Here is a 22,073-nt window from a genome sequence, read left to right on the forward strand (position 1 = left end):
AAGGCCACCGACGAGATCTCCTCGCACATCGCGGGCATGCAGGGTGCGACGGCCGAGTCGGTCGCCGCGATCAAGGAGATCGGTGCCACCATCGGCAAGATCTCGTCGATCTCGACCTCGATTGCCAGTGCAGTGGAAGAGCAGGGCGCCGCAACCCAGGAGATCGCCCGCAGCGTCCAGAACGTCGCCCAGGGCACCCAGACCGCCGCGACCGACATCGGCCAGGTCAACCGCGGCGCGGCCGAAACCGGTTCAGCCTCGGAGGAGGTTCTGAACTCGGCGAAGACGCTGTCGAGCGAAAGCACCCGCCTGCGCGCCGAGCTCGATCGGTTCATGGCGAATATCCGGGCAGCGTAGGACCCGCCTGTCGCTTCATGCTCCGCCGTCGTCCCGGACGAGCGCGCCTCAAGCGCGCGCTGTCCGGACGACAGCGGGGTAAGGGGCGGCGCGCCTCATTCCCTCCCGAACGCCCGCTTCAGCTCCACCTTCGCCTTCTCCAGCCGCTCACGCTGAATCTTCGGCAAGGTCTTGCCGGCGCGGTTGATGTAGAACGTCAGCATCGACAGCGCGGAGCGATAAGCGCCGGTCTTGCGGCGCGCGCTGTGCTCGGCCGAGCGTTTCAGCGAGGCTGCGATCTTACGGGGGCTGGTGAGTTTGAACACGCCGCGTTTGAGATCGAGCGCGTCGCTCTCCTTCGTCACACGCTGCGACCAGCGCTTTGGCGCGGCGCGTTTTGTGCCTTTGCGGGCGGCGCTGCGCCGCGTGCTGGTGTTCTTGCTTCCCGTCGTTTTGCGCGAATGTGTCGTCTTTCTGACCTGAGCCATGCGTCAACTCCTTGCGGCTGCAGCGGAAACGGTCGGCATTCGCCGGCGTTCCCAGGGGAACCGGCGGATGGCGCCGACGTTGTCGCAGGTGGCAAGCGAAATGCCGCACCCCCAGACCCAGCAACCCCATGGAATTGCAGCAGAGCGCAGCGCTGAATGATGGACCTGCAGTCTCGGCGGCGGTCGCAACCGATCGCATCGTCGAGACCAGCATTCCCGCGCGGCTCGATGCGTTGCCCTGGAGCGGCTTCCACACCCGTGTCGTGCTGGCGCTCGGCATCACCTGGATTCTCGACGGGCTCGAAGTGACGCTCGCGGGAGCGCTTTCGGGTGCGCTGAAGCAGAGCCCGACGCTGCGCTTCTCCAATCTCGATCTCGGAATCGCCAATTCCGCCTACCTCGCCGGCGCCGTGCTCGGTGCGCTCGGCTTCGGCTGGCTGACCGACCGCATCGGCCGCAAGAAACTGTTCTTCATCACGCTCGCGCTCTATCTTTCTGCGACCGCGGCGACTGCGCTGTCTTGGGATATTGCCAGCTACGCGCTGTTCCGCTTCCTGACCGGTGCCGGCATCGGCGGCGAATACACCGCGATCAACTCGACCATTCAAGAGCTGGTGCCCGCGCGCTATCGCGGCTGGACTGACCTGGTCATCAACGGCAGCTTCTGGATCGGGGCGGCGATGGGGGCCGTCGCGGCCATCGTGCTGCTCGATCCCGCCGCGATCGGCCCCGATATCGGTTGGCGTCTAGCCTATCTCATAGGCGCGACCATCGGCCTCGTCGTGCTGTTGATGCGGATGTGGATCCCGGAAAGCCCGCGCTGGCTGATGATCCATGGCCGCCCCGACCAGGCGCACGAGATCGTCGACGACATCGAGCGCTCGGTGCTCGGGCATGATCAGGAGGCGGACCGCGAGAGTTTTCCCAAGATGCGGCTCAAGATGCGCGATCACACCCCGATCCGCGAAGTCGCGCAGACGCTGTTCGGCACCTACCGCCAGCGCGCGCTGGTTGGCCTGGTGCTGATGGTCGCGCAGGCCTTCTTCTACAACGCGATCTTCTTCACTTTCGCGCTGGTGCTGACTGATTTCTACGGCATCAGCGCCGATCACGTCGGCTGGTACCTGCTGCCATTCGCAGCCGGCAATTTCCTCGGCCCGCTTCTGCTCGGCCGTCTGTTCGACACGCTCGGCCGTCGCGCCATGATCATGTTCACCTATGGCGTCTCGGGCCTCTTGCTCGCGCTATCGGGCTATCTGTTCTCGATCGGCGCGTTGAGCGCGCAGGGGCAGACCATCGCCTGGATGGTGATCTTCTTCTTTGCTTCACCCGCGGCGAGCGCGGCCTATCTCACCGTCAGCGAAACCTTCCCGCTGGAGGTCCGCGCATTGGCAATTGCGGTGTTCTATGCGGTGGGCACCGGCATCGGCGGTGTGATTGGTCCTGCGCTGTTCGGCGCGCTGATCGATACGGGATCACGCAACAGCGTGTTCGCCGGCTATCTGCTGGGGTCTGTCCTGATGATCGCGGCCGCAATTGTGGCATGGCGCTATGCCATCTCGGCAGAGCGCAAATCGCTCGAACAAATCGCGCGGCCGCTCGCTTCCATGGAGTAGACTGATGAAATCCGAACTCGCTGAACCGGACCAGAAGCCCGCCATGCCTGACGAAGAAGCGCCCGATGCCGTGCCTGTGCCGCATGCGCTCGTTCCGCATCTCGACGAGACCGCGATTCTGCTCGACATCGACGGGACGCTGCTCGATCTGATGCCGACGCCGCGCGAGGTATGGGTGCCGCCGGGCCTTTCGGAGACGCTGACTCGCCTGACGGAGCGCACGTCCGGCGCCCTGGCCATGGTCAGCGGCCGCTCGCTCAACGACATCGACCTCATCTTCGCGCCCGATGTGTTTCGCGCGGTCGCCGGTCACGGCGCGGAGATGCGGCTGTCGGTGGACAACGAGGCCGACGACGTGCACGCGCCGCCGATGGACAAGGAGCTGAAGCGGCGCCTGGCTGCGATCGCAAAGCTCAGCCCCGGCATTCTGCTTGAGGACAAGGGCTATTCGCTGGCGCTGCATTATCGCCTCGCGCCGCATGCGGAGAAGGCGATTTACGAAGCCGTCTCGCTGATCCGCGCCGATCTGCCCAATGCGCCGATCGAGGTGCTGCCCGGCAAGTTCGTCTGCGAGATCAAGCATTCCGGGTTCACCAAGGCGACCGGCGTGCGCGAGCTGATGAAGCATGAGCCGTTCAGGGGACGTCGTCCGATCTTCATCGGCGACGACGTCACCGATGAAACCGTCTTCGCCATCATGCCCGACATGAACGGGCTCTCCTTCTCGGTGGGCCGTCGTGCCAAGGGCGTCAACGGCCATTTCGATGCGCCGAACGACGTACGTGCGTTCCTTGCGCGGCTGCTTGACGACACAAGGTCGGAATAAGGCGCGGTCATCTCATAGCCATATTTTCACGCGTGCAGTGCACCTGCGCGCGTCTCTTCCGGCCGTGCGAAACCAATCTTTCTCGAATGAAATCGTCGGGTTCCCTCGAAGGAAACAGGTTCCAACGCGCGCGCCTGACTTTGGTTTCATTTCGTAGAAATGATGACAGGAACCATATTGATGAACGGCAGTTAAACGGGGTGGAATGAACAGGAGGGGACGACCTGTGAACTTAGTTGTCGTTTCAAATCGAGTTGCGCGCGGCAAACCCAACGAACCCATGACGGGCGGCCTCGCAGCGGCGCTGCTTCCCGTTGTCGAGCATTCGGGTGCTATCTGGGTTGGCTCCTCCGGCCGCGTGCGTGATGGCCATCAGAAGGAGCCGTTCGCCGAGATCGAGGCGCTGGGCACGGGCGCGATCGCAACGCTGGATCTGCCGGCGGCGCATTATGGCGGCTACTACGAAGGCTTCGCCAATTCGGCCTTGTGGCCGGCGCTGCACTCGCGCAGCGATCTGATCCGCGTCTCGCGCGACGACTATGTCAGCTATCGCGAGGTCAACGCCTTCATGGCGCGCGCGCTGATGCGCTTCCGCAAAAACAAGACGGCGTTCTGGGTGCAGGATTATCATTTCCTCGCGCTCGGCGCGGAGCTGCGGGATCTCGGCGTCGATGATCCCATCGGCTTCTTCCTGCACACGCCTTGGCCGGTCGTCGCGGTGATGCAGGGCGTGCCCAATCATCGTGAGCTGATCACGACGATGCTGGCCTATGATCTGCTCGGTTTCCAGACCGAGAGTGATTGCCAGAATTTTCTTAGCTATGCCGGTAGCGAGCTCGGCCTCATCATCGAGGACGGCGTCGTGCTCTCGCAATACGGCCGCACGCGCTGCCAGGTGTTTCCGATCGGCATTGACGCGGAGAAGTTCGCTGCCTATGCCGCGAAATCAGCCTCGCATCCGGATGTCTCGCGCCTGCGCCGCAGCCTCAATGGCGAGCGACTCGCGATCGGCGTCGACCGGCTCGACTATTCCAAGGGGCTCGTCAACCGTATCTGCGCGTTCGACCGGCTCTGGACCGAGCAGCCGCAAATCGCGCGCAGCATCTCGCTGCTCCAGATCGCCAATCCGTCGCGCGGCGGCATCGAAGCCTATGGCAATCTCCAGAACGAAGTCGCCCGCCTCGTCACTGACGTCAACGGTCGCCATGGTGAGGTCGACTGGACGCCGATCCGCTATCTGAACAAGGGTTTTAGCCAGGCCGTGCTCGCCGGCCTCTACCGCACTGCGCAGGTCGGCGTGGTGACGCCGCTGCATGACGGCATGAACCTCGTCGCCAAGGAATATGTCGCCGCGCAGAACCCGGCCGATCCCGGGGTGCTGGTGCTGTCGAAATTCGCCGGCGCGGCCAACGAGCTCGACACCGCGCTGCTGGTCAATCCGCACGACATCGACGGCATGGCGCGCGCGATCGCGGTCGCCGCGGCGATGCCGCTCACCGAGCGCAAGATGCGCTGGGACGCGATGATGAAGAAATTGCGGGGTCACACCATCCAGCAATGGTCGTCGGATTTCGTTGCCGAGCTGGAGAAGTGCCGCACCGAGAAAGTCGCGGCAGCTCCACTCGCGGCACAACCGCCGCAGGCGCTGCGCTGGCTGAAATCGGCGATCTCAGGTGTGCGGCTGATCTAACCTCTCTCTGCCTCTCCCTCGCCGAGAGAGGTGCGCCCTCAATAGCAATACGACACGCCGTCCAGGATCGCGCATTGCCGCTTGTTCGGCGCGTTCGGATCGTCCATCGGCACCACGCCCTTGCCCTGGCCGACAAACACGCCGGGCCCGACATGCACGGAGCTCTTGTTGCCGATGATGATGCTCTGGTGCGGCGTGGAGCTGGAGCGGGTCCCATCCGGCCATAGGATGGTATCGCCAGCGAGCACCCCGCGCCGCCCGTCGTCGCAGGTCACATCGACGCCCAGCCTGCTGCAGGCCTGCGCCTTCGCAGGCCCGGTAAAGGCAGCACCAAGGGCCGAAATCAGGCAAAGGGCGGCGAGGGTGTTGCGGATGGTCATGGCGTCCCCGGTCATGTCTGGCGTCTTCAGGTGAATCGTCGCGCCAAACCCGTGATGGGTTCAGCCCAAAGGGGCTCCCGAAGTCACGGCGATGTGAGTTTTTATGCTGTAAATACAATATGTTGCGGAAAATTCATCGGATTTACCCGCGATCCCTTGCAAAATCGCCGGCGCCCCTTCAAGAGAGGGCGCTCCGGAGAGATGGCCGAGTGGCTTAAGGCGCACGCTTGGAAAGCGTGTGTGCGGGAAACCGTACCGTGGGTTCGAATCCCACTCTCTCCGCCAGCCCGCACATCCCAGCGAGTATGGACTTTCTGCATCGCGTTTGGCCTTCGTTCTCGGCAAGCAATTGCGGGCCGTTTTCGAGAGCTGGCAAACGTGCAATGCACGCCAAGGCGCTCAAGCCCGACGCATTGACAGCTGCAATGCCCGATCGCAATCTCAATCGCAATCTTGCCCCAGGCGTCTTTGGCGCAGCCTAACCGCGCCGAGACAATTCACAGGGAGTTCCGACAGTGAACAGATCAACCCTGCTCGCCGGCGTCTGCGCTTTGGCGCTGGCTGCGGCCTCGCCCGTATCAGCCAAAACCCTGATTTTCTGCTCGGAAGGCAGCCCGGAGAACTTCTATCCCGGCGTCAACACCACAGGCACGTCGTTCGACGGCAACGAGCCGATCTACAATCGCATTGTCGAGTTCGAGCGTGGCGGCACGAAGGTGGTGCCGGCACTCGCTGAGAAGTGGACGATCTCGCCTGACGGCACCACCTATACTTTCGAGCTGCGCAAGGGCGTGAAGTGGCATTCGACGTCCAAATCGTTCAAGCCGACGCGGGACTTCAATGCCGACGACATCATCTTCTCGATCGAGCGGCAGTGGAAAGAGGATAATCCGTACTTTAAGGTCACCAGTTCGAACCATTCCTATTTCGGCGACATGGGGATGCCGAAATTGTTGAAGTCGGTCGAGAAGGTCGATGACTACACCGTCAAGGTGACGCTCAACCGGCCGGAAGCTCCATTCCTTGCCGATCTCGCGATGGCTTTCGCGGCCATTCAGTCGAAGGAATATGCGGACGCAATGCTGAAGGCCGGCACGCCCGAAAAGATCGATCAGGATCCGATCGGGACCGGACCGTTCTATCTGGTGCAGTATCAGAAGGACGCCGTGATCCGATACAAGGCCTTCCCCGCGTTCTGGGGCGGCAAGGCGAAGATCGACGACCTCGTCTACTCGATCACGCCGGATTCATCCGTTCGCTGGGCCAAGCTTCAGAAGGGCGAATGCGACGTGATGCCCTATCCGAACCCGGCCGACATCGACGCGATGAGGAAGGATCCGAACGTGACCGTCCTGGAGCAGCCGGGCCTCAATGTCGGCTATCTGGCCTTCCAGACGCAGAAGAAGCCCTTCGACGACGTGCGCGTGCGCAAGGCCATCAGCATGGCCATCGACAAGAAAGCGATCATCGACGCCGTCTATCTGTCGACCGGCATCGCGGCCAAGAATCCCATCCCACCCTCGATGTGGTCCTATAACGACGAGGTCAAGGACGATCCCTATGATCCGGAGGCGGCCAAGAAGCTCCTGGCCGACGCAGGATTTCCGAATGGCTTCGAAACCGACCTGTGGGCCATGCCGGTGCAGCGGCCCTACAATCCGAACGCCAAGCGCATTGCCGAACTGATGCAGGCCGACCTCGCCAAGATCGGCGTCAAGGCCGAAATCAAATCGTTTGAATGGGGCGAATACCGCAAGCGAATGCAGGCCGGTGAACATCAGATGGGCATGCTGGGCTGGACCGGCGACAACGGCGATCCTGACAACTTCCTGCACACCTTGCTGGGCTGCGATTCCGCGCAAACGGCATCCGGCGGAAACATTGCCAAGTTCTGCTACAAGCCGTTCGACGATCTGGTCGTGAAGGCCAAGACCATCAGTGATCGGGCCGAGCGGACCAAGCTGTACGAGCAGGCGCAGGTGGTCTTCAAGGAGCAGGCGCCGTGGTTCACCATCGCGCATGCCGTGCAGTTGAAGCCCGTGACCAAGAGAGTGATTGACTTCAAGCTGTCGCCGTTCGGTCGCCACACCTTCTACGGCGTCGACGTCAAGGAATAGCAGGAGACAAGGGCGGAGCGGACCAACGTTGCTCCGCCCATTCTTCTTGACCCTCTCCTTATCCAGAGAGGGTGGCAGGGAACGACATGCTCCGGTTCATCTTTACCCGGCTGAGTCTTGTGGTTCCGACCTTCATCGGGATCACGTTGCTTGTCTTCGTGCTGATCCGCCTGATTCCCGGCGATCCCATCGAGACGATGGCGGGCGAACGTGGCATCGATCCTCTCAGGCACGAGCAATTGCGCAAGGAGTACGGCTTCGATCAGCCCGTGCTGGTGCAATATGGCCTCTACCTGTCGCGGCTGGTGCATGGCGACTTCGGCCGCTCGATCGTCACCCATGAGCCGGTGATTTCCGAATTTGGCACGTTGTTCCCGGCGACCATCGAGCTGTCGGTCTGCGCGATCCTGTTTGCGCTGTGCCTGGGATTGCCGGCCGGCATCATCGCCGCGGTCCGCCGCAACTCGATCTTCGATCATGGCGTGATGGGCGTCTCGCTGACCGGTTATTCGATGCCGATCTTCTGGTGGGGATTGCTGCTGATCCTGCTTTTTTCGGTACAGCTTGGATGGACTCCGGTGTCGGGCCGGATCGCGGTGCAATACTTCATCGAACCGGTGACCGGCTTCCTGCTAATCGATGCGCTGCTGGCCGGTGATTTCGGCGCGTTTCGCTCGGCGCTGTCGCATCTGGTGCTGCCCATGATCGTGCTCGGCACGGTGCCGCTCGCCGTCATCGCCCGCATGACGCGGTCCGCCATGCTGGAGGTTTTGGGCGAAGATTACATCCGTACCGCCCGCGCCAAGGGCTTGCCGTATTTCCGGGTGATCGCAATCCATGCGTTGCGCAATGCGCTGATCCCGGTGGTGACGGTGATCGGGCTTCAGGTCGGCGTGCTCTTTACCGGTGCGATCCTCACCGAGACCATCTTCTCCTGGCCGGGCGTGGGCAAATGGCTGATCGAGGGCATCAACCGCCGCGACTATCCGGTGCTGCAGGGCGGCACGCTTCTGATCGGCGCAATCATCATGATCGTCAATCTTCTGGTCGACGTCGCCTACGGACTGATCAACCCCCGCATCCGGTACACGCGATGACAGCCGAAGTCCTCAAAACTCCCATCGTGTCGCAACCGGGCGCGCCGCCGCATCCGCTGTCGCAGTTCTGGTCCGACTTCAAGGCCAATTTCGGCGCCGTGGCAGGCCTCGTCGTGATCGTGGTTCTGGTTCTGCTCGCGCTCCTTGCCGATGTCGTTGCGCCGCATTCCCCGATCGTGACCAACAATGCGGTCTTTCTCAAGCCCCCGTTCTGGCAGCAGGGCGGATCGATGGCCTATCCGCTCGGCACCGACGCGATCGGCCGCGATATTCTGTCCCGTCTCATCTATGGCGCGCGGCTGTCGCTTCTGATCGGCATCGTGGTGGTCACCCTGTCGGTGGTGACAGGCACGGTGCTCGGTCTGATCGCCGGTTTCTTCCGCGGCGTGATCGAGATCGTGATCATGCGGCTCATGGACATCACGTTGACGCTGCCGAGCCTTTTGCTTGCGATCGTGATCGTCGCGATCCTGGGGCCAGGCCTGATGAATGCCATGCTGGCGGTCGCGATCGTGCTGCTGCCGCACTATGTGCGGATCGCCCGCGCCGCCGTGATCAGCGAGGTCTCGAAGGATTACGTCGTCGCGGCCAAGGTCGCAGGAGCCAGCCGGCTCCGCTTGATGTTCAAGGAGGTGCTGCCGAATTGCACGGCGCCCCTCATCGTGCAGGCCACGCTCGGCATTTCGACGGCAATCCTGGACGCGGCCGCGCTCGGCTTTCTCGGTCTCGGTGCGCAGCCGCCTTTGCCGGAATGGGGAACCATGCTGGCCGACGCGCGCGAATTCGTGCTCCGGGCCTGGTGGGTCGTCACGCTTCCGGGCCTGGCGATTCTCGTGACCGTGCTGGCCTTCAACCTTCTGGGCGACGGATTGCGCGATGCGCTCGATCCGAAGCTCAAGCGATAGCGCACTGAAGTAGATCCGATGCCGCTGCTCGAGATCAAGAATCTGTCGGTCGAGTTTCCATCCCAGCACGGGATGGTGCGCGCCGTTGATGGCGTCGACATCATGCTCGAAAGGGGCGAGGTGCTGGGGATTGTCGGCGAATCCGGCTCCGGCAAGAGCGTCGGCATGCTGGCCCTGATGGGGTTGGTGCCCTATCCGGGGCGCGTTCGGGCCGACAAGCTGCTGTTCGAGGGACGGGATCTGCAGACCTTGTCCGAGCGCGAGCGGCGCGCGCTCACCGGCAAGGACGTCGCGATGATCTTCCAGGAGCCGACGACATCGCTCAATCCCTCCTTCACGATCGGCTATCAGCTGGCCGAAACGTTGCAGGTCCATGAAGGCATGGATCGCAAGGCCGCGCGGCGCCGCGTGATCGAGCTTTTGGAGCAGGTCGGCATTCCCGCGCCGGAGAGCCGGCTGTCGGCCTATCCGCACCAGCTCTCGGGCGGCATGAACCAGCGCGTCATGATCGCGATGGCGATCGCCTGCAACCCAAAGCTCCTGATCGCGGATGAGCCCACGACGGCGCTCGATGTCACCATCCAGGCGCAGATCCTCGATCTTCTCTTGTCCCTGCAACGCGATCGTGGCATGGCGCTGATCCTCATCACGCACAACATGGGCGTGGTCTCTGATACCACCGAGCGCGTCGCCGTGATGTATGCGGGCCAGATCATGGAGCAGCGCCCGACGCAGAGCCTGTTTGCCTCGCCGCAGCATCCCTACACGGCCGCGCTGCTGGCAGCACGCCCGGAGGCAAGCGATGGCGGACGGCTCGCCACCATTCCTGGCGTGGTGCCGGGACTGAGCGATCGGCCGCAGGGATGCCTGTTTGGTCCTCGTTGCATCTATGCGACGCCGCTGGCCGACAAGGTGCGTCCCGATCTGCGCCCCTGGATGGACGGCCTGATCCGTTGTCATTATCCGCTCGGCGATCCGACACGGGATGAGCGCATCGCGGCCGATGGCGGCAGCGCGCCGATCCCTGAGCGCGAGACCACGTCATGACGGCGCTCGTCACCGCCACCGATCTCAAGCGCAGTTACGAGGTCAAGCAGGGCTGGCTTCGACCGCCCGCGCATCTGCAGGCCGTGGGCGGCGTGTCGTTCGCTCTCGATGCCGGCAAGACGCTGGCGGTGGTTGGCGAATCCGGTTGCGGCAAGTCGACGCTCGCAAGGCTTGTGACCCTCATCGAGAAGCCGAGCGCCGGCGCGCTGATGCTTGACGGCGTCGATGCCGTCAATCCCCCGGCCGGCGCTGCGAGGACATTGCGGCGAACTGTCCAGATCGTATTTCAAAACCCCTACGGGTCGCTCAACCCCCGAAAGCGCGTCGGCGCCATCCTTGAAGAGCCGCTGATCATCAACACCACGCTTTCGAAGCAGGAGCGGCGCGCACAGGCGCTCGACATGATGGCGAAGGTCGGGCTGCGGCCGGAGCAATATGGCCGCTATCCGCACATGTTCTCGGGTGGCCAGCGTCAGCGCATCGCCATCGCGCGCGCCTTGATGTTGCGGCCAAAACTGCTTGTGGCCGACGAGCCGGTCTCGGCGCTCGACATGTCAGTGCAGGCGCAGGTTCTCAACCTCCTGGCCGATCTGCAGCGCGACCTGGGGCTGGCTTACCTCTTCATCTCGCACGATCTTGGCGTGGTCCGTCACATCGCCGACGACGTGATGATCATGTATCTGGGAATCGCAGTGGAGCATGGGCCGAAAGAGCGCATCTTTGCGCGGCCGTTGCATCCCTATACCCAGGCCTTGCTTGACGCGACGCCGGGCCTCGGCCGCAATCGCAAGCGGATTGTTCCGAAGGGCGAGCTGCCGTCGCCGCTCGATCCGCCAAAAGGCTGCGTGTTCTCGACCCGCTGCCCCTATGTCACGGATCTTTGCCGCACGCAGCGTCCGCTACTGCGCCCGCTCGACGGCCGCCTCGTCGCCTGCCACTACGCCGAGCGTTTCCTGGACACACAGGCGGCTTAGACGGTGACCGGTAGCGAGAACCGTAGGTAGGCACTCGCCGGACAGAGCGTCAGCCAATCCCCGTTGCCACGCCACGGCTCTGCCCTGAATTCGTCATTCCAGCGTCTCCCGCCGCGCAGCGCCTTCGCCGATGATGGAGAACGGTCCCCAGAACGCCGGATAGGCATTGTCCGGGTTCGCCGTATCGCCGAGATAGGCCAGCATGGCGCGGCGCAGGGCCTCGGCACGGCCGATACCGGGTTCTGACTTGATGGCGTCGAAGGTCGCGGTCGTGAGCCGGGTCGCGGCATCGGAAGCGACCGCCCAGTGCGAAACCAGCAGGGCGCGCGCGCCGGCATAAAAGAAGGCGCGCGCCAGCCCCGACAGGGCCTCGGCGCCGGGCCTGTCACCCGCCACGGTGTTGCAGGCCGACAGCACCACCCAATCTGCATTCAGCTTGAGCTGGGCCACCTCGCTCGCGGTCAGCAGTCCGTCATCGAAATCACTTGCACGTTGCGGAATGCTCAGCGCCAGCGACGGTTCGGCCACACCCTTGATGTCGCCGGCAACGAGACCGTGGGTTGCGAAATAGACGATTCGATAGTCGGCGAGAGGCAGCCGTTTCACGTTGGCCTCGCTCGCGTCGGCTTCAAGATGAAGGTCGCTCGCGGCCGCACCGACCTTCTGGGCAATCGCGCGAAGCTCGGTGGCGGTCTCGGGCAGGGGCGGCAGTGCTTTGCCGAGTATGGCGCGATCGACGCCCGCGCCCTGCCAATAATCGGTGTAGGCACGCGTGTGTGCCGCTGTCCGCGGGGCGGCCGACGGGACGCCGGCCGGGGCGGCACCCGCGCCGCGCGCGTCCGGCATGCCGAACACCGGATCGCCGAAGCCGATCATCGGCTGCGCCGCCGGCCGCTGGCGCGCATAGGCGCGCAATGCCTTGAGGCTCGCGACCGACGGCAGGACGCTGACGGCTTGCCGCTTGATCAGCCAGGAGGCGTCGCGATAGCCCGCGATGTCGGTGGGATTCGGCGCGGCAGGTTGCTGCGTCAGCAGCAGATGAAACGGCAGGGCAGTGAGCGCGCCGGTCGGTACCACCAGCAAATGGCGCTTGTCCCTGATCAAGGCGTCGACGGGGTCGAGCAGGGCGACGTAGAGGTCGCGCGCCAGGCCGAGGTCGAACATTCCCGGCGCGCCGGCGCTGCGCGCCGCCACCCATTCGCCGACATCGAGGCCGCGGCGGAAAGCCTTGACCTTGTCGGCCAAGGCGTTGGCGCCGAGCGCGATGTCGTGCCAGGCGAAGCCGTCGCGCGTCACCGCAAAGACGCGGCTCTCCTTGTCATCAGGCAGAAAGAAGACCAGCGCCTCGTCGCTGCCGAGCAGGTTCTGGACTGCGCTTACCTCCAGCGGCCGCGGCCTTGTGAGTGCGGCAAACTCCGGAAACTCCCGCGCCAGCCTCGAGTCGCTTTCGGCGAGTCGTGCCTCGGCCTCGCCGCTCGCCCGGCGCAAAGCACCGATCGTCTTGCGGTCGCGATCGCCCTCAGGCTTCGACAAAGCCTCGACGAGCTTGCGGTCGGTGTCGCGCCATGAGCCAGCGAGGTCCTGGTTCTCGCGCACCAGGACGGAAAGTGCTCCGCCGCCGGAGGCGAAGCGTGCTGCGAATTGCTGCACGGCAACCGCCGCGGACGACTGATCGGCCCACTGCGCGATCTCGAATGCTTCGCGGGCGAGCGTCGGTTCGGGCGCGATCTGTTGACGCGCCGCAAGCGCAAGATTGGCGACGTGGCGGCGAAAGAACAGTGCGCGCTGCGCGACGAGGCCGCCGGATCGCTGCTTTTGCCGGGCGCTATCGGCCTCTCGGGCGGCATGGGCCAGCACCGCGGCGGTGGCTTTGCGTGAATAGGCGAGGGCGTTGGCGCCATCGCCGGCCTCGGCATACTCGCGTGCAAGATTGTGAAGGGCGTTGGCGGTGTCGGGGTGGTTCGCGCCAAGGGCCTTCTCGTAGATCGCCAGCGCGCGCAGTGAGTTCCTCGGCATCAGCGTACTTGCCGCGCGCCTCGAATTCGAGAGCGAGATTGTTCAGGATGTGCGCGACGTCGGGATGATCCTTACCCAGTGCCCGCTCCTGGATTGTCAGCGCCCGCCGGTACAGTGCCTCCGCCTCGTCGCTGCGGTTCTCGCCGCCGTACAGCACGGCCAGATTGTCGAGGGTGTCGGCCAGATCGGGGTGGTTCGGCCCCAGCATCTTTTCCTTGATCGCCAGCGCCCGCTTGTAGAGCGCTTCAGCCTCGGCCGTGCGGCCCTGGTCCTCGGCGGTCGAGGCAAGGTTGTGCAGGATGTTGGCCACGATCGGATGGACCGGGCCGGTGGCCTTCTCCTGGATCGCCAGCGCTCGCCGGAACAGGCCTTCGGCGTCGCCATAGCGCGCCTGGTCTTGATAGAGAAGGCCGAGATTGACAAGCGCGGCTGCGACTTGGGTATGGTTCGGGCCGAGGGCTTTTTCCGTGATCGCCAGCGCGCGCTTCAACATCGGCTCTGCTTCGCCAAAGCGCCCCTGGCGTTGATACACGACGGCCAGGTTGTTCAACGTCGCGGCGAGGTCCGGATGTTCAGGTCCGAGCGCCTGTTCGCGGATCGCCAATGCGCGCTTGAACAGCGCCTCGGCCTCGTCGTAACGCGCTTCGTAGAGGTACACGGCGGCCATGTCGTCGACCGCGGTGGCGACCAGCGGATGATTTGGCCCGAGCGCCTTCTCCAGGATCGCGGCAGCGCGCTTGTAGGCGGCTTCGGCGTCGTCATAGCGGCCCTGGTTCTGGTAGGTCACGGCCACCTTGAGCAGAATGAGGGCATAGTTCGGGTGCTCGGTCCCGAATCGGGCCTTTACGGCCGCCTCGAGCTTCTGCCATTCGACGAGTGCGTCTTCATATTTTCCCGCGGCCAGCAGCGCATTGAAGTGCTTCTGCACCGTTTCGATATCGGTGCGCTGTGCCGCCGCCGGCGCCACCGCGAGCACCGCGACAGTTGCGAACCCGGCCGCCAGCGCTGCGGCTTTCCGTCGCCATTCGAGGATCATCTCACGCCTCCTGATCCGCACCGCGATTGCATCGAGGTTGTGCTGAGCCCGAACGAACAAGGCAGGTCGATGACGCGCTTTGCTTGGTCCAGATCCAAGAAGGTTGGTGTTCAGTCAGCGCCAAACGGTTCGACGTGCCGCGCGCAAAGATGACCGCGCCGACGTTTTGAGCACGCGGCGGGTTCGGAACGTCGGTTTGTGAGAGTACGCTTCCTGGTATGCTCTACCGCTGCTCGGTGGCGATGCGCAAACCCAGGGCAATCAGGACCGCTCCGGTCGCGCCCTCCACAAGGCGACGCACGGTGGGGCGTTGAAGTGCACGCCGCACCTTGTGAATGGCTGCGGCATAAAATGCGAGCCAGAGAAAGGTCATGACTGCAAAGACAATTCCAAGAGCGAGCAGTGTGGCAAAGGTCGAACCGCCCATCGGTGCAAACTGGGGAAGCAGGCTGGTGAAGAAAACAGCCATCTTGGGATTGCCGAGATCGCTGATGAGGCCCTGCCTGAAGGCCATCCAAGGGCTTACGCGGCCATGCGGCTGGATTTCCACCGCGATCCCCGAACCTTGTTCCGGCGGCCAAAGGGCTTCGTACAACGCGACGAGGCCCAGATAGATAAGATAAGCGGCCCCCAAATACTTGATCGTGAGAAACAGTGGCGCCGACGCCACCAGGAGAGCAGCAAGGCCGACGCTGGTCGCCAGCGCCCAGACTGTCTGTCCAACTGCTATGCCGGCCGCCGTGCAAATCCCGCCAGTCCGCCCGGCCAAAAGGGTGCTGCGGATTGTCGTCGCCGTATCGGGCCCCGGCGTGACGATGACGATGATCGACGTCCCGATGAATGCAAGAAAAGTTAGCATGCTCTGCTACTCCGCCACGTTGCCGGCGATTATACACACTGCCGAGGTCTTTGGCTCGGCTCGGCGTAGCCGATGACGATCATGAGGGTAGACGTGCTCGCCGGCTATACGTTGTGGCAGGCGAGTGCTCTGTCGTCCACGGAACGAAGTTCGGGAACGTCGACTAGGCAGCGATCGCTGGCCAGCGGACAACGTGGCGCGTAGGCGCAGCCGCTTGGCCGCTTGAAGAGGCTTGGCGGTTCACCCGTTTCGATGGCACCGAGGATTCGCCTGGATGGGTCCGGCTTCGGAATGGCCGCCACCAGCGATCGCGTATAGGGATGGCGCGGATCATCCAGAACCGTGCGCGTTGCGGCCTGCTCCACGATCCGGCCCATATACATCACGGCAACACGATTGCTGATTTGCCCGATGACGCCGAGATCGTGGGAGATGAACAGCATCGACAGTCCGAGCTGCTCGCGCAGGTCCATCATCAGGTTGAGCACCTGGGCCTGCACCGACACGTCGAGGGCCGAGACCGGCTCGTCGGCAATCACGATGGACGGAGAGGGGAGAATTGTTCGCGCGATGCCGGCGCGTTGTCGCTGTCCGCCACTGAGTTCGTACGGATAGCGAGCGGCGAAGGACGGATCCAGTCCGACCGCCGTCAGCGTGGCGGCGATCGCGGCGCTGCGCTGGCTGCGACTGGTGAAGAAGCCGTTGATATCGCCAGCCTCCGCGACCGAGTCTCCGATCGCGCGCCGCGGGTTGAGCGATGCATAGGGATCCTGGAACACCATCCGGATGTTCAGGCGCATGTCGCGAAGGCCGGCGCCCGTCACGTCCCTTCCCTTGAAGCTGATGCTGCCGCTGTCGGGCCGGACCAGCCCCACGATGGACCGGCCCACCGTGGTCTTGCCGCAGCCTGACTCGCCGACGATTCCGAGCACCTCGCCCTCTGCCAGCGACAGCGACACGCCATCCACCGCGCGCACCTGATATTTTCGGCCGGCGCGCCTGACCTTGAAGGAGACCTTCAGGTCCTTGATGTCGAGGACAGCGTTTCCGTTCATCGCGGTCCCCCATCGTCCAGGGGGAAGGCGCAGAGCACTTCATGTCCTCGCGAAACTTCCGCGCGCGGCGGATCCGCCGTGCGGCACGGCTCGCGCGCCGCCGGGCATCGTGAGGCAAAGACGCAGCCGGCAGCGACCGTACCGGGTGCCGGCGGCTGGCCCGCGATGGTTGGCAGGCGGCGCGCGCCGGAATTCCGCGACGGCATGCAGTCCATCAGTCCGCGCGTGTAATGATGGCGCGGTCTGCCGAACAACGCCGCGACATCAGCGGTCTCCACGATCCGACCCGCATACATGACCGAAACGCGATCCGCGAGCTGCGCGATCACCCCCATGTCGTGGGTGATGAACAACATCGCCATGTCCAGGCGGTTGCAGAGCTCGCGCAGCAGGCCGAGAACCTGCACCTGGATGGTGACATCCAGGGCCGTGGTCGGTTCATCGGCAATCAGAACCTGGGGCCTGCAGGCCAGCGCGATCGCGATCATGATCCGCTGGCGCTGGCCGCCGGAGAGTTGATGCGGATACGCGGACAGCTGCATTGCGGGATCCGGCATGCGCACCAGCTCGAGCAGCTCGCGTGCCCGGGCGGTTGCCGGAGCGTCGGACACGCGATCATGCACGCGCACGGCTTCGGCAATCTGATCGCCGATCCGACGCACGGGGTTCAGCGAGGTCATCGGCTCCTGAAAGATCATGGCCATGCGGCCGTGGCCCGCTTCGACGCGCTGCCAGGGCTGCAGCTGTGTCACGTCGCAGCCCTCCAACAGGACGCGGCCGGTGCGGATCCGCGGGCCGGGCTGCGGCAGCAATCCCATCACCGCGAGCGAGGTCATGCTCTTGCCGCAGCCGGATTCGCCGACGAGGCCGAGGATTTCGCCCTTGGCAAGTTCGAAGGACACGCCGGCGACGATATCGACCGGTGCAGTCGCGGGCCCCAATGACACGGTAAGGTCGCGAACGGACAGCACGATCTAGCCCTTCTCGCCAAGGAGCTGACGGAACCGGGGATCGAGGCGATCGCGCATGGCATCGCCGACCAGGTTGAGCGAAAACGCAGTTGCCACGATCATCATGCCCGGAAAGAACAGCAGCCACGGCGCGCGGGTGATGAAGGTGCGCGATTCCGCCAGCATGTTGCCCCAGCTCGGAATCTCCGGCGGCGCGCCGAGGCCGAGGAAATCCAGCGATGCCGCGCCAAGCTGCGCGAATGCAAAGACGAAGCTGGCCTGCACAAGAAGCGGTGAGACCAGGTTCGGCAAGATATGCTTGCCGATGAGCCAGGCCGTTCCGGCGCCCATGCTGCGGGACGCCTCGACATAGGTCTCCGTGCGCAAGCGCAGCGTCAGGCCGTAAACGATCCGCGTCGTCGTGGTCATGTAGCCGAACCCGATCGCCAGAATGGCGTTCACCACGCTCGGACCGAGGACGACGATCAGCCCAAGTGCGAGCAGCAGGCTCGGAAACGCCATGAGCACATCGACCATGCGCATCAGCACATGGCCGAGCCGGGGGAACAGGGCTGACAGCACGCCGATCGGCACGCCTGTGACAAGCGCGAACATGACCACGCCCGAACCGATCAGCAACGCCATGCGCGCCGACTGGATGGCGCGCGACAAGGTGTCCCGGCCGAATTGGTCGGTGCCGAACCAATGAAGCGCGTTTGGAGGTGTCAGACGGATCGACGGATCGATGGCGTAGGGATCGTAAGGTGCGAGCCAGGGCGCGAAAGTCGCGGCGAGCACGGTCGCCAGCAGGATGCCGAGCCCCATCAGTGCGATCGGTCGCGCGATGAACGGCTTCAGCCAGAAGATTGCGCCCTCACGGCTCATTGCAGTTCGACCCTGGGATCGAGCAGGCGATAGCTCAGATCGACGATCAGGTTGACCAGGAGATACACGACGACGATGACCAGAATGACGCCCTGGATCACTGGATAGTCCCGGCGGAGGATCGACTGAACGACGAGGCGGCCGATACCCGGCAGGGCAAACACGGTTTCAGTCACCACGGCTTCGGACAGCAGCGCCGCGAAAGTGAAGCCGAATGCCGAGACCACCGCGAGGAGCGCGTTGCGCAGAATGTGCCGGGTCACGACCTGCCAGGGGCGGATGCCCTTTGCACGCGCCGTGCGCACGTAATCCTCGCGGGAGACGTCGAGCATGCTGGCGCGGGTCAGCCGCAGAATCAACGCGGCATTCGGCGCCGCAAGCGCGAGACTCGGCAGGACGAGATAGCGGAGATTGACGATGCCGCCTTCGAAAATCGATGGATAGCCGGAGCTCGGAAACCAGCCGAGCCACGCGGCGAAGATCAGGATCAAATACAGCCCGACCCAGAACGTGGGAATCGAGGCCATCAGCATCGCCGCGCCTGATAGTCCCTGGTCGAGCCAGGTGCCGTGCCGGACCGCCGCGATCATGCCGATCGGCACGCCGATCAGCGTAACCCAGATCATCGTCATGGTGGCGAGCAAGGCGCTGGTCTCGGCACCATCGGCAATGACCGACAACACCGGCGCCTGGAAGAAGATCGACCGCCCGAGATTGCCCTCGGTCACGTGGCCGATCCAGGTCAGATATTGCAGGACGATCGGTTGGTCGAGGCCGAGCTGGTGTCGGAGGGCGTCGATCTGATCGGGCGTCGCGGTGTCACCGAGCAGAACGTAGATGGGATCGCCCGGGACGATATGGATGAAGGCAAAGATGATGACGGACGCCGCCAGAAGCGTCACCGCCGTCGTTGCCGCGCGCTTGAGTGAGTAAGACCACATGCGATCGTGCGGCCGATCAGCGGCGGCGATGCGCGCTGGCGGCGCTGGACATTCCCGGTGGTCTCATTGCCCGTCCTTACTTCGTGGACACATTCCAGAATGCGGGACCATTCGGGTTCAGTCCCTTCAGCTTGGGAGACGCGATGTCATAGGTGTAGGCATCGCCTACTTTCATCACCGGAACCTGGTCGTAGATCAGCGCTTGGATCTTGTCCCATGTCGCCTTGCGTGCGGCCGGATCGGTCGATCTGATCAGCTCGACTCGAAGCGAGCTGATCTCGGGGCTGTCCCACCATCCGGGATAGCTCGCATTCAGGAAGGTGAAGAGCAGCGGATCGGGCGAGAAGGAATGGTGGGTGACAAAGATGTCCCACTGTTCCGGCTGGCCTCGCATCTTCAGAAGCGTCGCCCAATCGACGACCATCATCTGAACATTGATGCCGGCGTCTGCCAATTGGCGCGTGAAGACAGAGGCTTCATCATAGTGCGCCTGATAGTTCGTCGAGACCAGCAGGCGGATCGGAGTCCCCGTGTAGTCCGCCTCCTTGGCGAGCTCCTTGGCCTTCTTGGGATCGTGGGGGCTGTAGCCGGACACGCCTTCTGCCGAGTACCAGGGCGTGCCCTTGGGAAAGATCGACCCTTCGGCATTCCACAGCTCCTTGGAGCCGAAGGCGACGCGCAGGGCCTGCGACTTGTCCAGCGCGGTCTGGATGGCGCGGCGGAGCTTGTAATTGTCCTTCAGGATTCCCTGCTTCGAATTCATGAAGAAAAGGCCGAAGATCGGCGCGTTGGTACGCTGCACCTGAACCGACGGGTCCTTGCTCAGGGATTCGTACAGATCGCCGGAGATCATTTCCGCGTAATCGTAGTCGCCGGCCTGCACGCCGCTGACGCGGGTGCCGACGTCCGGGACCGGAATGAACCGGATCTTGTCGAAATTGGCGACGCGGGCGCCGGCGAAGCCGTCGCCCTTTTCCTTCACCGGCTTGTAGCCATCGAATTTCTCCACCTCGACATAGCGGTTCGGCCGCCACTCCACGAATTTGTAAGGCCCGGTGCCGATATAGTCCTTCTGCTCGATCGGCTTGTTGCCTGCGTTGGCGGCGATCTCTTCCGGATAGATCGCAAGGCCACCATTGACGTCCGCAATGAGAGTCTTCCAGGCGCCGTTGGGCGCCGATAGCTTCAGCGTGACCTCATACTTTCCAGTCGCCTCGACCGAGACGGCTGCGGCCATCAGGAGCTTGCCGCGCGCGCCGACACTGCCCCACCGCGTCATCGAAGCGACCACATCCTTGGCGGTCATTTCCTTGCCGTTGTGGAAAGGGACGCCCTCGCGGAGCTTGATGACGATGGTCTTGCCGCCGTCTTCCTCGCGATCACTCTCGGCCAGCAGCGGGCGTGGCGTATAGGTCGAGTCCAGCGCATATAATGTTTCGAAGATGTGACGGCCGATGACGGAGGCGACGTCGGCTGTCGTCAGCATGACATCGAGTGGCGGCGGTTCGCCGATGGTGGCTTCGCGAAGCAGGGTGGCCGCGCTGGCCTGTGCGTTCAGAAACAATGCGGTGGCGATCCCGACCGCGCCGCGCATCAATATACTGAGGTCGCATCTCATGATCGCCCCTCCCAGCTTGTTTCCGCCGCCTGCCTCGACGTGCGGGGGATGCGCCCTTCCGGATTTGATCGGGCGGCCCGTTATCGTTTGTTTGAAAGTTACAGGCAGATTATGCTAAGTTTCAAGCGAAAAATTGCCAGGAATTGCTCACCCGCCATTAGCTGAACCGGTCGACACTGAAGGTTTCTTACGGCGATCTCCGGGCCAAGGCGCAGGTTAATCCGACCTGAGGAAGGGCGCGCATGCCGCGTGCGAAGCGAATTCAAACGGCGAAAACCGCTGGGACAGCTGCCTCGACGCCATCGCGCCGCGACGCTTTCGTGGCCGGCGATATCGTCTCCGTCATCAGACAAAGTGCTCCTGATCTCAGTCCCTCGGAGCAGCGCGTTGCCATGGCGCTGCTGGCTGACGTTGAGTTTGCCATTCACGCTAGCAATGCGGAGCTGGCGCGCAGCGCGCGCGTCAGTGAACCGACAGTGACCAGGTTCAGCCGCTCCGTTGGCTGTCGTGGCGTCCGTGACCTCAAGGTGAGGCTGGCCCAGGCGATGGCGGTTGGGCGGATTTACCTTGAACTGCCTCCGCATGTCGGCACGGATCTGGCGCGTCCTGCGCTCTGGCGCTCGGTGTTCCAGGAAATTCGCCGCGCCATTGCTGCCGCCGAAGAGGGGCTGCAGAGAGAGGACGTCGAGAGGGCTGCCGAAGCCATCTCCCGCTGTTCGAAACTTGCCGCGTTCGGCGTGGGTGGCGGCTCGACCCTTGCGGCGATGGAGGTTCAAAATCGCTTCTTTCGTCTTGGGATCGCCGTCTCGCACAGCTCCGACCCGAGCTTGATGCGCATGATCGCCGCAACCTTTGGCCGGGACGATGTCGTGGTCGCCATCTCGACCACCGGTATGGCGAAGGAGGTGATCGAGGCAGCCATTATCGCCAAGCAATACGGTGCTCTTGTTGTCGCGATCACCAAGCCGCACAGCAGGTTGGCTTCGATCGCCGATATCGCACTTGGCGTGCACGTGCCCGAAGCGCCCGATGCGCTCAAGCCGACTGCGTCGCGCTATGCCCTTCTTGCGGCCATCGATCTGCTCGCGGCATCGACGGCCTATTGCAAGCCGCTCGAAGCCCAGACACGGATGCGCCGGATCAAATACGAGCTGCTGAAGGGCGCCGACGGGAATTCAAATGGGCCGCTTGGCGACTGAACTGCCGCAGTCGTTAATCCAATTGACTCGAATTTTAG

Annotated in this window: 18 protein-coding genes, 1 tRNA gene and 2 pseudogenes; 11 read left to right on the top strand and 10 right to left on the bottom strand. The window is 63.7% G+C overall.

The features are described 5' to 3' along the window. Positions 1-357, top strand: a pseudogene (locus XH80_RS39710) (methyl-accepting chemotaxis protein); the annotation flags it as partial. A 95-nt stretch (positions 358-452) separates the two neighbouring features. Here the strand turns inward: XH80_RS39710 and XH80_RS39715 are convergent. Further along, positions 453-824, bottom strand: a complete 372-nt coding sequence (locus XH80_RS39715) for a DUF3175 domain-containing protein (protein ID WP_271603337.1) — start codon at positions 822-824, stop codon at positions 453-455. Between the two features lie 128 nt (positions 825-952). On the opposite strand from XH80_RS39715, the gene XH80_RS39720 reads away from it, so the two are divergent. From XH80_RS39720 to XH80_RS39730, 3 genes are all read left to right on the top strand, one after another. Beyond that, complete coding sequence (locus tag XH80_RS39720) at positions 953-2,440, top strand: MFS transporter (RefSeq protein ID WP_271603338.1); 1,488 nt, start codon at positions 953-955, stop codon at positions 2,438-2,440. Between the two features lie 4 nt (positions 2,441-2,444). Beyond that, a complete protein-coding gene (gene otsB, locus XH80_RS39725) occupies positions 2,445-3,266 on the top strand; it encodes a trehalose-phosphatase (protein WP_271603339.1) in 822 nt (273 codons plus the stop codon). Positions 3,267-3,492: 226 nt separating this feature from the next. Continuing rightward, on the top strand, positions 3,493-4,956 hold the full coding sequence (locus tag XH80_RS39730) for a trehalose-6-phosphate synthase (protein ID WP_271603340.1): 1,464 nt from the start codon (positions 3,493-3,495) through the stop codon (positions 4,954-4,956). 38 nt (positions 4,957-4,994) lie between these two features. On the opposite strand, the gene XH80_RS39735 is transcribed toward XH80_RS39730, so the two are convergent. Continuing rightward, positions 4,995-5,336, bottom strand: a complete 342-nt coding sequence (locus tag XH80_RS39735) for a hypothetical protein (RefSeq protein WP_271603341.1) — start codon at positions 5,334-5,336, stop codon at positions 4,995-4,997. A gap of 195 nt (positions 5,337-5,531) precedes the next feature. On the opposite strand from XH80_RS39735, the gene XH80_RS39740 reads away from it, so the two are divergent. The 6 genes from XH80_RS39740 to XH80_RS39765 all read left to right on the top strand — a co-directional run bounded on the left by XH80_RS39740 (position 5,532) and on the right by XH80_RS39765 (position 11,476). Continuing rightward, positions 5,532-5,621, top strand: a tRNA-Ser gene (locus XH80_RS39740). Between the two features lie 230 nt (positions 5,622-5,851). Continuing rightward, the gene (locus XH80_RS39745) at positions 5,852-7,453 is read left to right on the top strand and encodes an ABC transporter substrate-binding protein (RefSeq protein WP_271603342.1); all 1,602 of its coding nucleotides are present in this window, start codon (positions 5,852-5,854) and stop codon (positions 7,451-7,453) included. 86 nt (positions 7,454-7,539) lie between these two features. Then, complete coding sequence (locus XH80_RS39750) at positions 7,540-8,550, top strand: ABC transporter permease subunit (protein ID WP_271603343.1); 1,011 nt, start codon at positions 7,540-7,542, stop codon at positions 8,548-8,550. Next, positions 8,547-9,455: an ABC transporter permease subunit gene (locus XH80_RS39755; protein WP_271603344.1), complete on the top strand. Its 909-nt coding sequence runs from the start codon at positions 8,547-8,549 to the stop codon at positions 9,453-9,455. The genes XH80_RS39750 and XH80_RS39755 overlap by 4 nt, the downstream gene beginning before the upstream one ends. 18 nt (positions 9,456-9,473) lie before the next feature. Then, on the top strand, positions 9,474-10,502 hold the full coding sequence (locus tag XH80_RS39760; RefSeq protein WP_271603345.1) for an ABC transporter ATP-binding protein: 1,029 nt from the start codon (positions 9,474-9,476) through the stop codon (positions 10,500-10,502). Further along, complete coding sequence (locus XH80_RS39765) at positions 10,499-11,476, top strand: peptide ABC transporter ATP-binding protein (protein WP_271603346.1); 978 nt, start codon at positions 10,499-10,501, stop codon at positions 11,474-11,476. Before XH80_RS39760 ends, XH80_RS39765 begins: the two co-directional genes overlap by 4 nt. A 93-nt stretch (positions 11,477-11,569) precedes the next feature. On the opposite strand, the gene XH80_RS39770 is transcribed toward XH80_RS39765, so the two are convergent. The 8 genes and pseudogenes from XH80_RS39770 to XH80_RS39805 all read right to left on the bottom strand — a co-directional run bounded on the left by XH80_RS39770 (position 11,570) and on the right by XH80_RS39805 (position 20,836). Then, complete coding sequence (locus tag XH80_RS39770; RefSeq protein ID WP_271603347.1) at positions 11,570-13,492, bottom strand: CHAT domain-containing protein; 1,923 nt, start codon at positions 13,490-13,492, stop codon at positions 11,570-11,572. 34 nt (positions 13,493-13,526) lie between these two features. Next, positions 13,527-14,528 (bottom strand): annotated as a pseudogene (locus tag XH80_RS39775) (tetratricopeptide repeat protein); the annotation flags it as partial. 223 nt (positions 14,529-14,751) lie between these two features. Beyond that, entirely contained in the window at positions 14,752-15,387 is a 636-nt protein-coding gene (locus tag XH80_RS39780; RefSeq protein WP_271603348.1) for a LysE family translocator, read from the bottom strand. Positions 15,388-15,491: 104 nt separating this feature from the next. Continuing rightward, a complete protein-coding gene (locus XH80_RS39785; protein ID WP_271603349.1) occupies positions 15,492-16,442 on the bottom strand; it encodes an ABC transporter ATP-binding protein in 951 nt (316 codons plus the stop codon). After that, positions 16,439-17,413 (bottom strand): ABC transporter ATP-binding protein, encoded by a 975-nt coding sequence (locus tag XH80_RS39790; protein WP_271603350.1) that lies wholly within the window; start codon positions 17,411-17,413, stop codon positions 16,439-16,441. The genes XH80_RS39785 and XH80_RS39790 overlap by 4 nt, the downstream gene beginning before the upstream one ends. 3 nt (positions 17,414-17,416) lie before the next feature. Further along, complete coding sequence (locus tag XH80_RS39795; RefSeq protein WP_271603351.1) at positions 17,417-18,277, bottom strand: ABC transporter permease; 861 nt, start codon at positions 18,275-18,277, stop codon at positions 17,417-17,419. Then, on the bottom strand, positions 18,274-19,218 hold the full coding sequence (locus tag XH80_RS39800) for an ABC transporter permease (protein WP_057748172.1): 945 nt from the start codon (positions 19,216-19,218) through the stop codon (positions 18,274-18,276). The genes XH80_RS39795 and XH80_RS39800 overlap by 4 nt, the downstream gene beginning before the upstream one ends. A gap of 76 nt (positions 19,219-19,294) precedes the next feature. Beyond that, positions 19,295-20,836 carry an ABC transporter substrate-binding protein gene (locus XH80_RS39805; protein WP_271603352.1) on the bottom strand — a complete coding sequence of 514 codons (1,542 nt, stop codon included), beginning with the start codon at positions 20,834-20,836 and terminating at the stop codon, positions 19,295-19,297. Between the two features lie 242 nt (positions 20,837-21,078). On the opposite strand from XH80_RS39805, the gene XH80_RS39810 reads away from it, so the two are divergent. Further along, on the top strand, positions 21,079-22,035 hold the full coding sequence (locus XH80_RS39810; RefSeq protein WP_271603353.1) for a MurR/RpiR family transcriptional regulator: 957 nt from the start codon (positions 21,079-21,081) through the stop codon (positions 22,033-22,035). Positions 22,036-22,073: the final 38 nt, after the last annotated feature.

It is taken from the genome of Bradyrhizobium sp. CCBAU 45384 (genome assembly GCF_028128665.1).
In the GTDB taxonomy this organism is placed as follows: Bacteria; Pseudomonadota; Alphaproteobacteria; order Rhizobiales; family Xanthobacteraceae; genus Bradyrhizobium; species Bradyrhizobium manausense.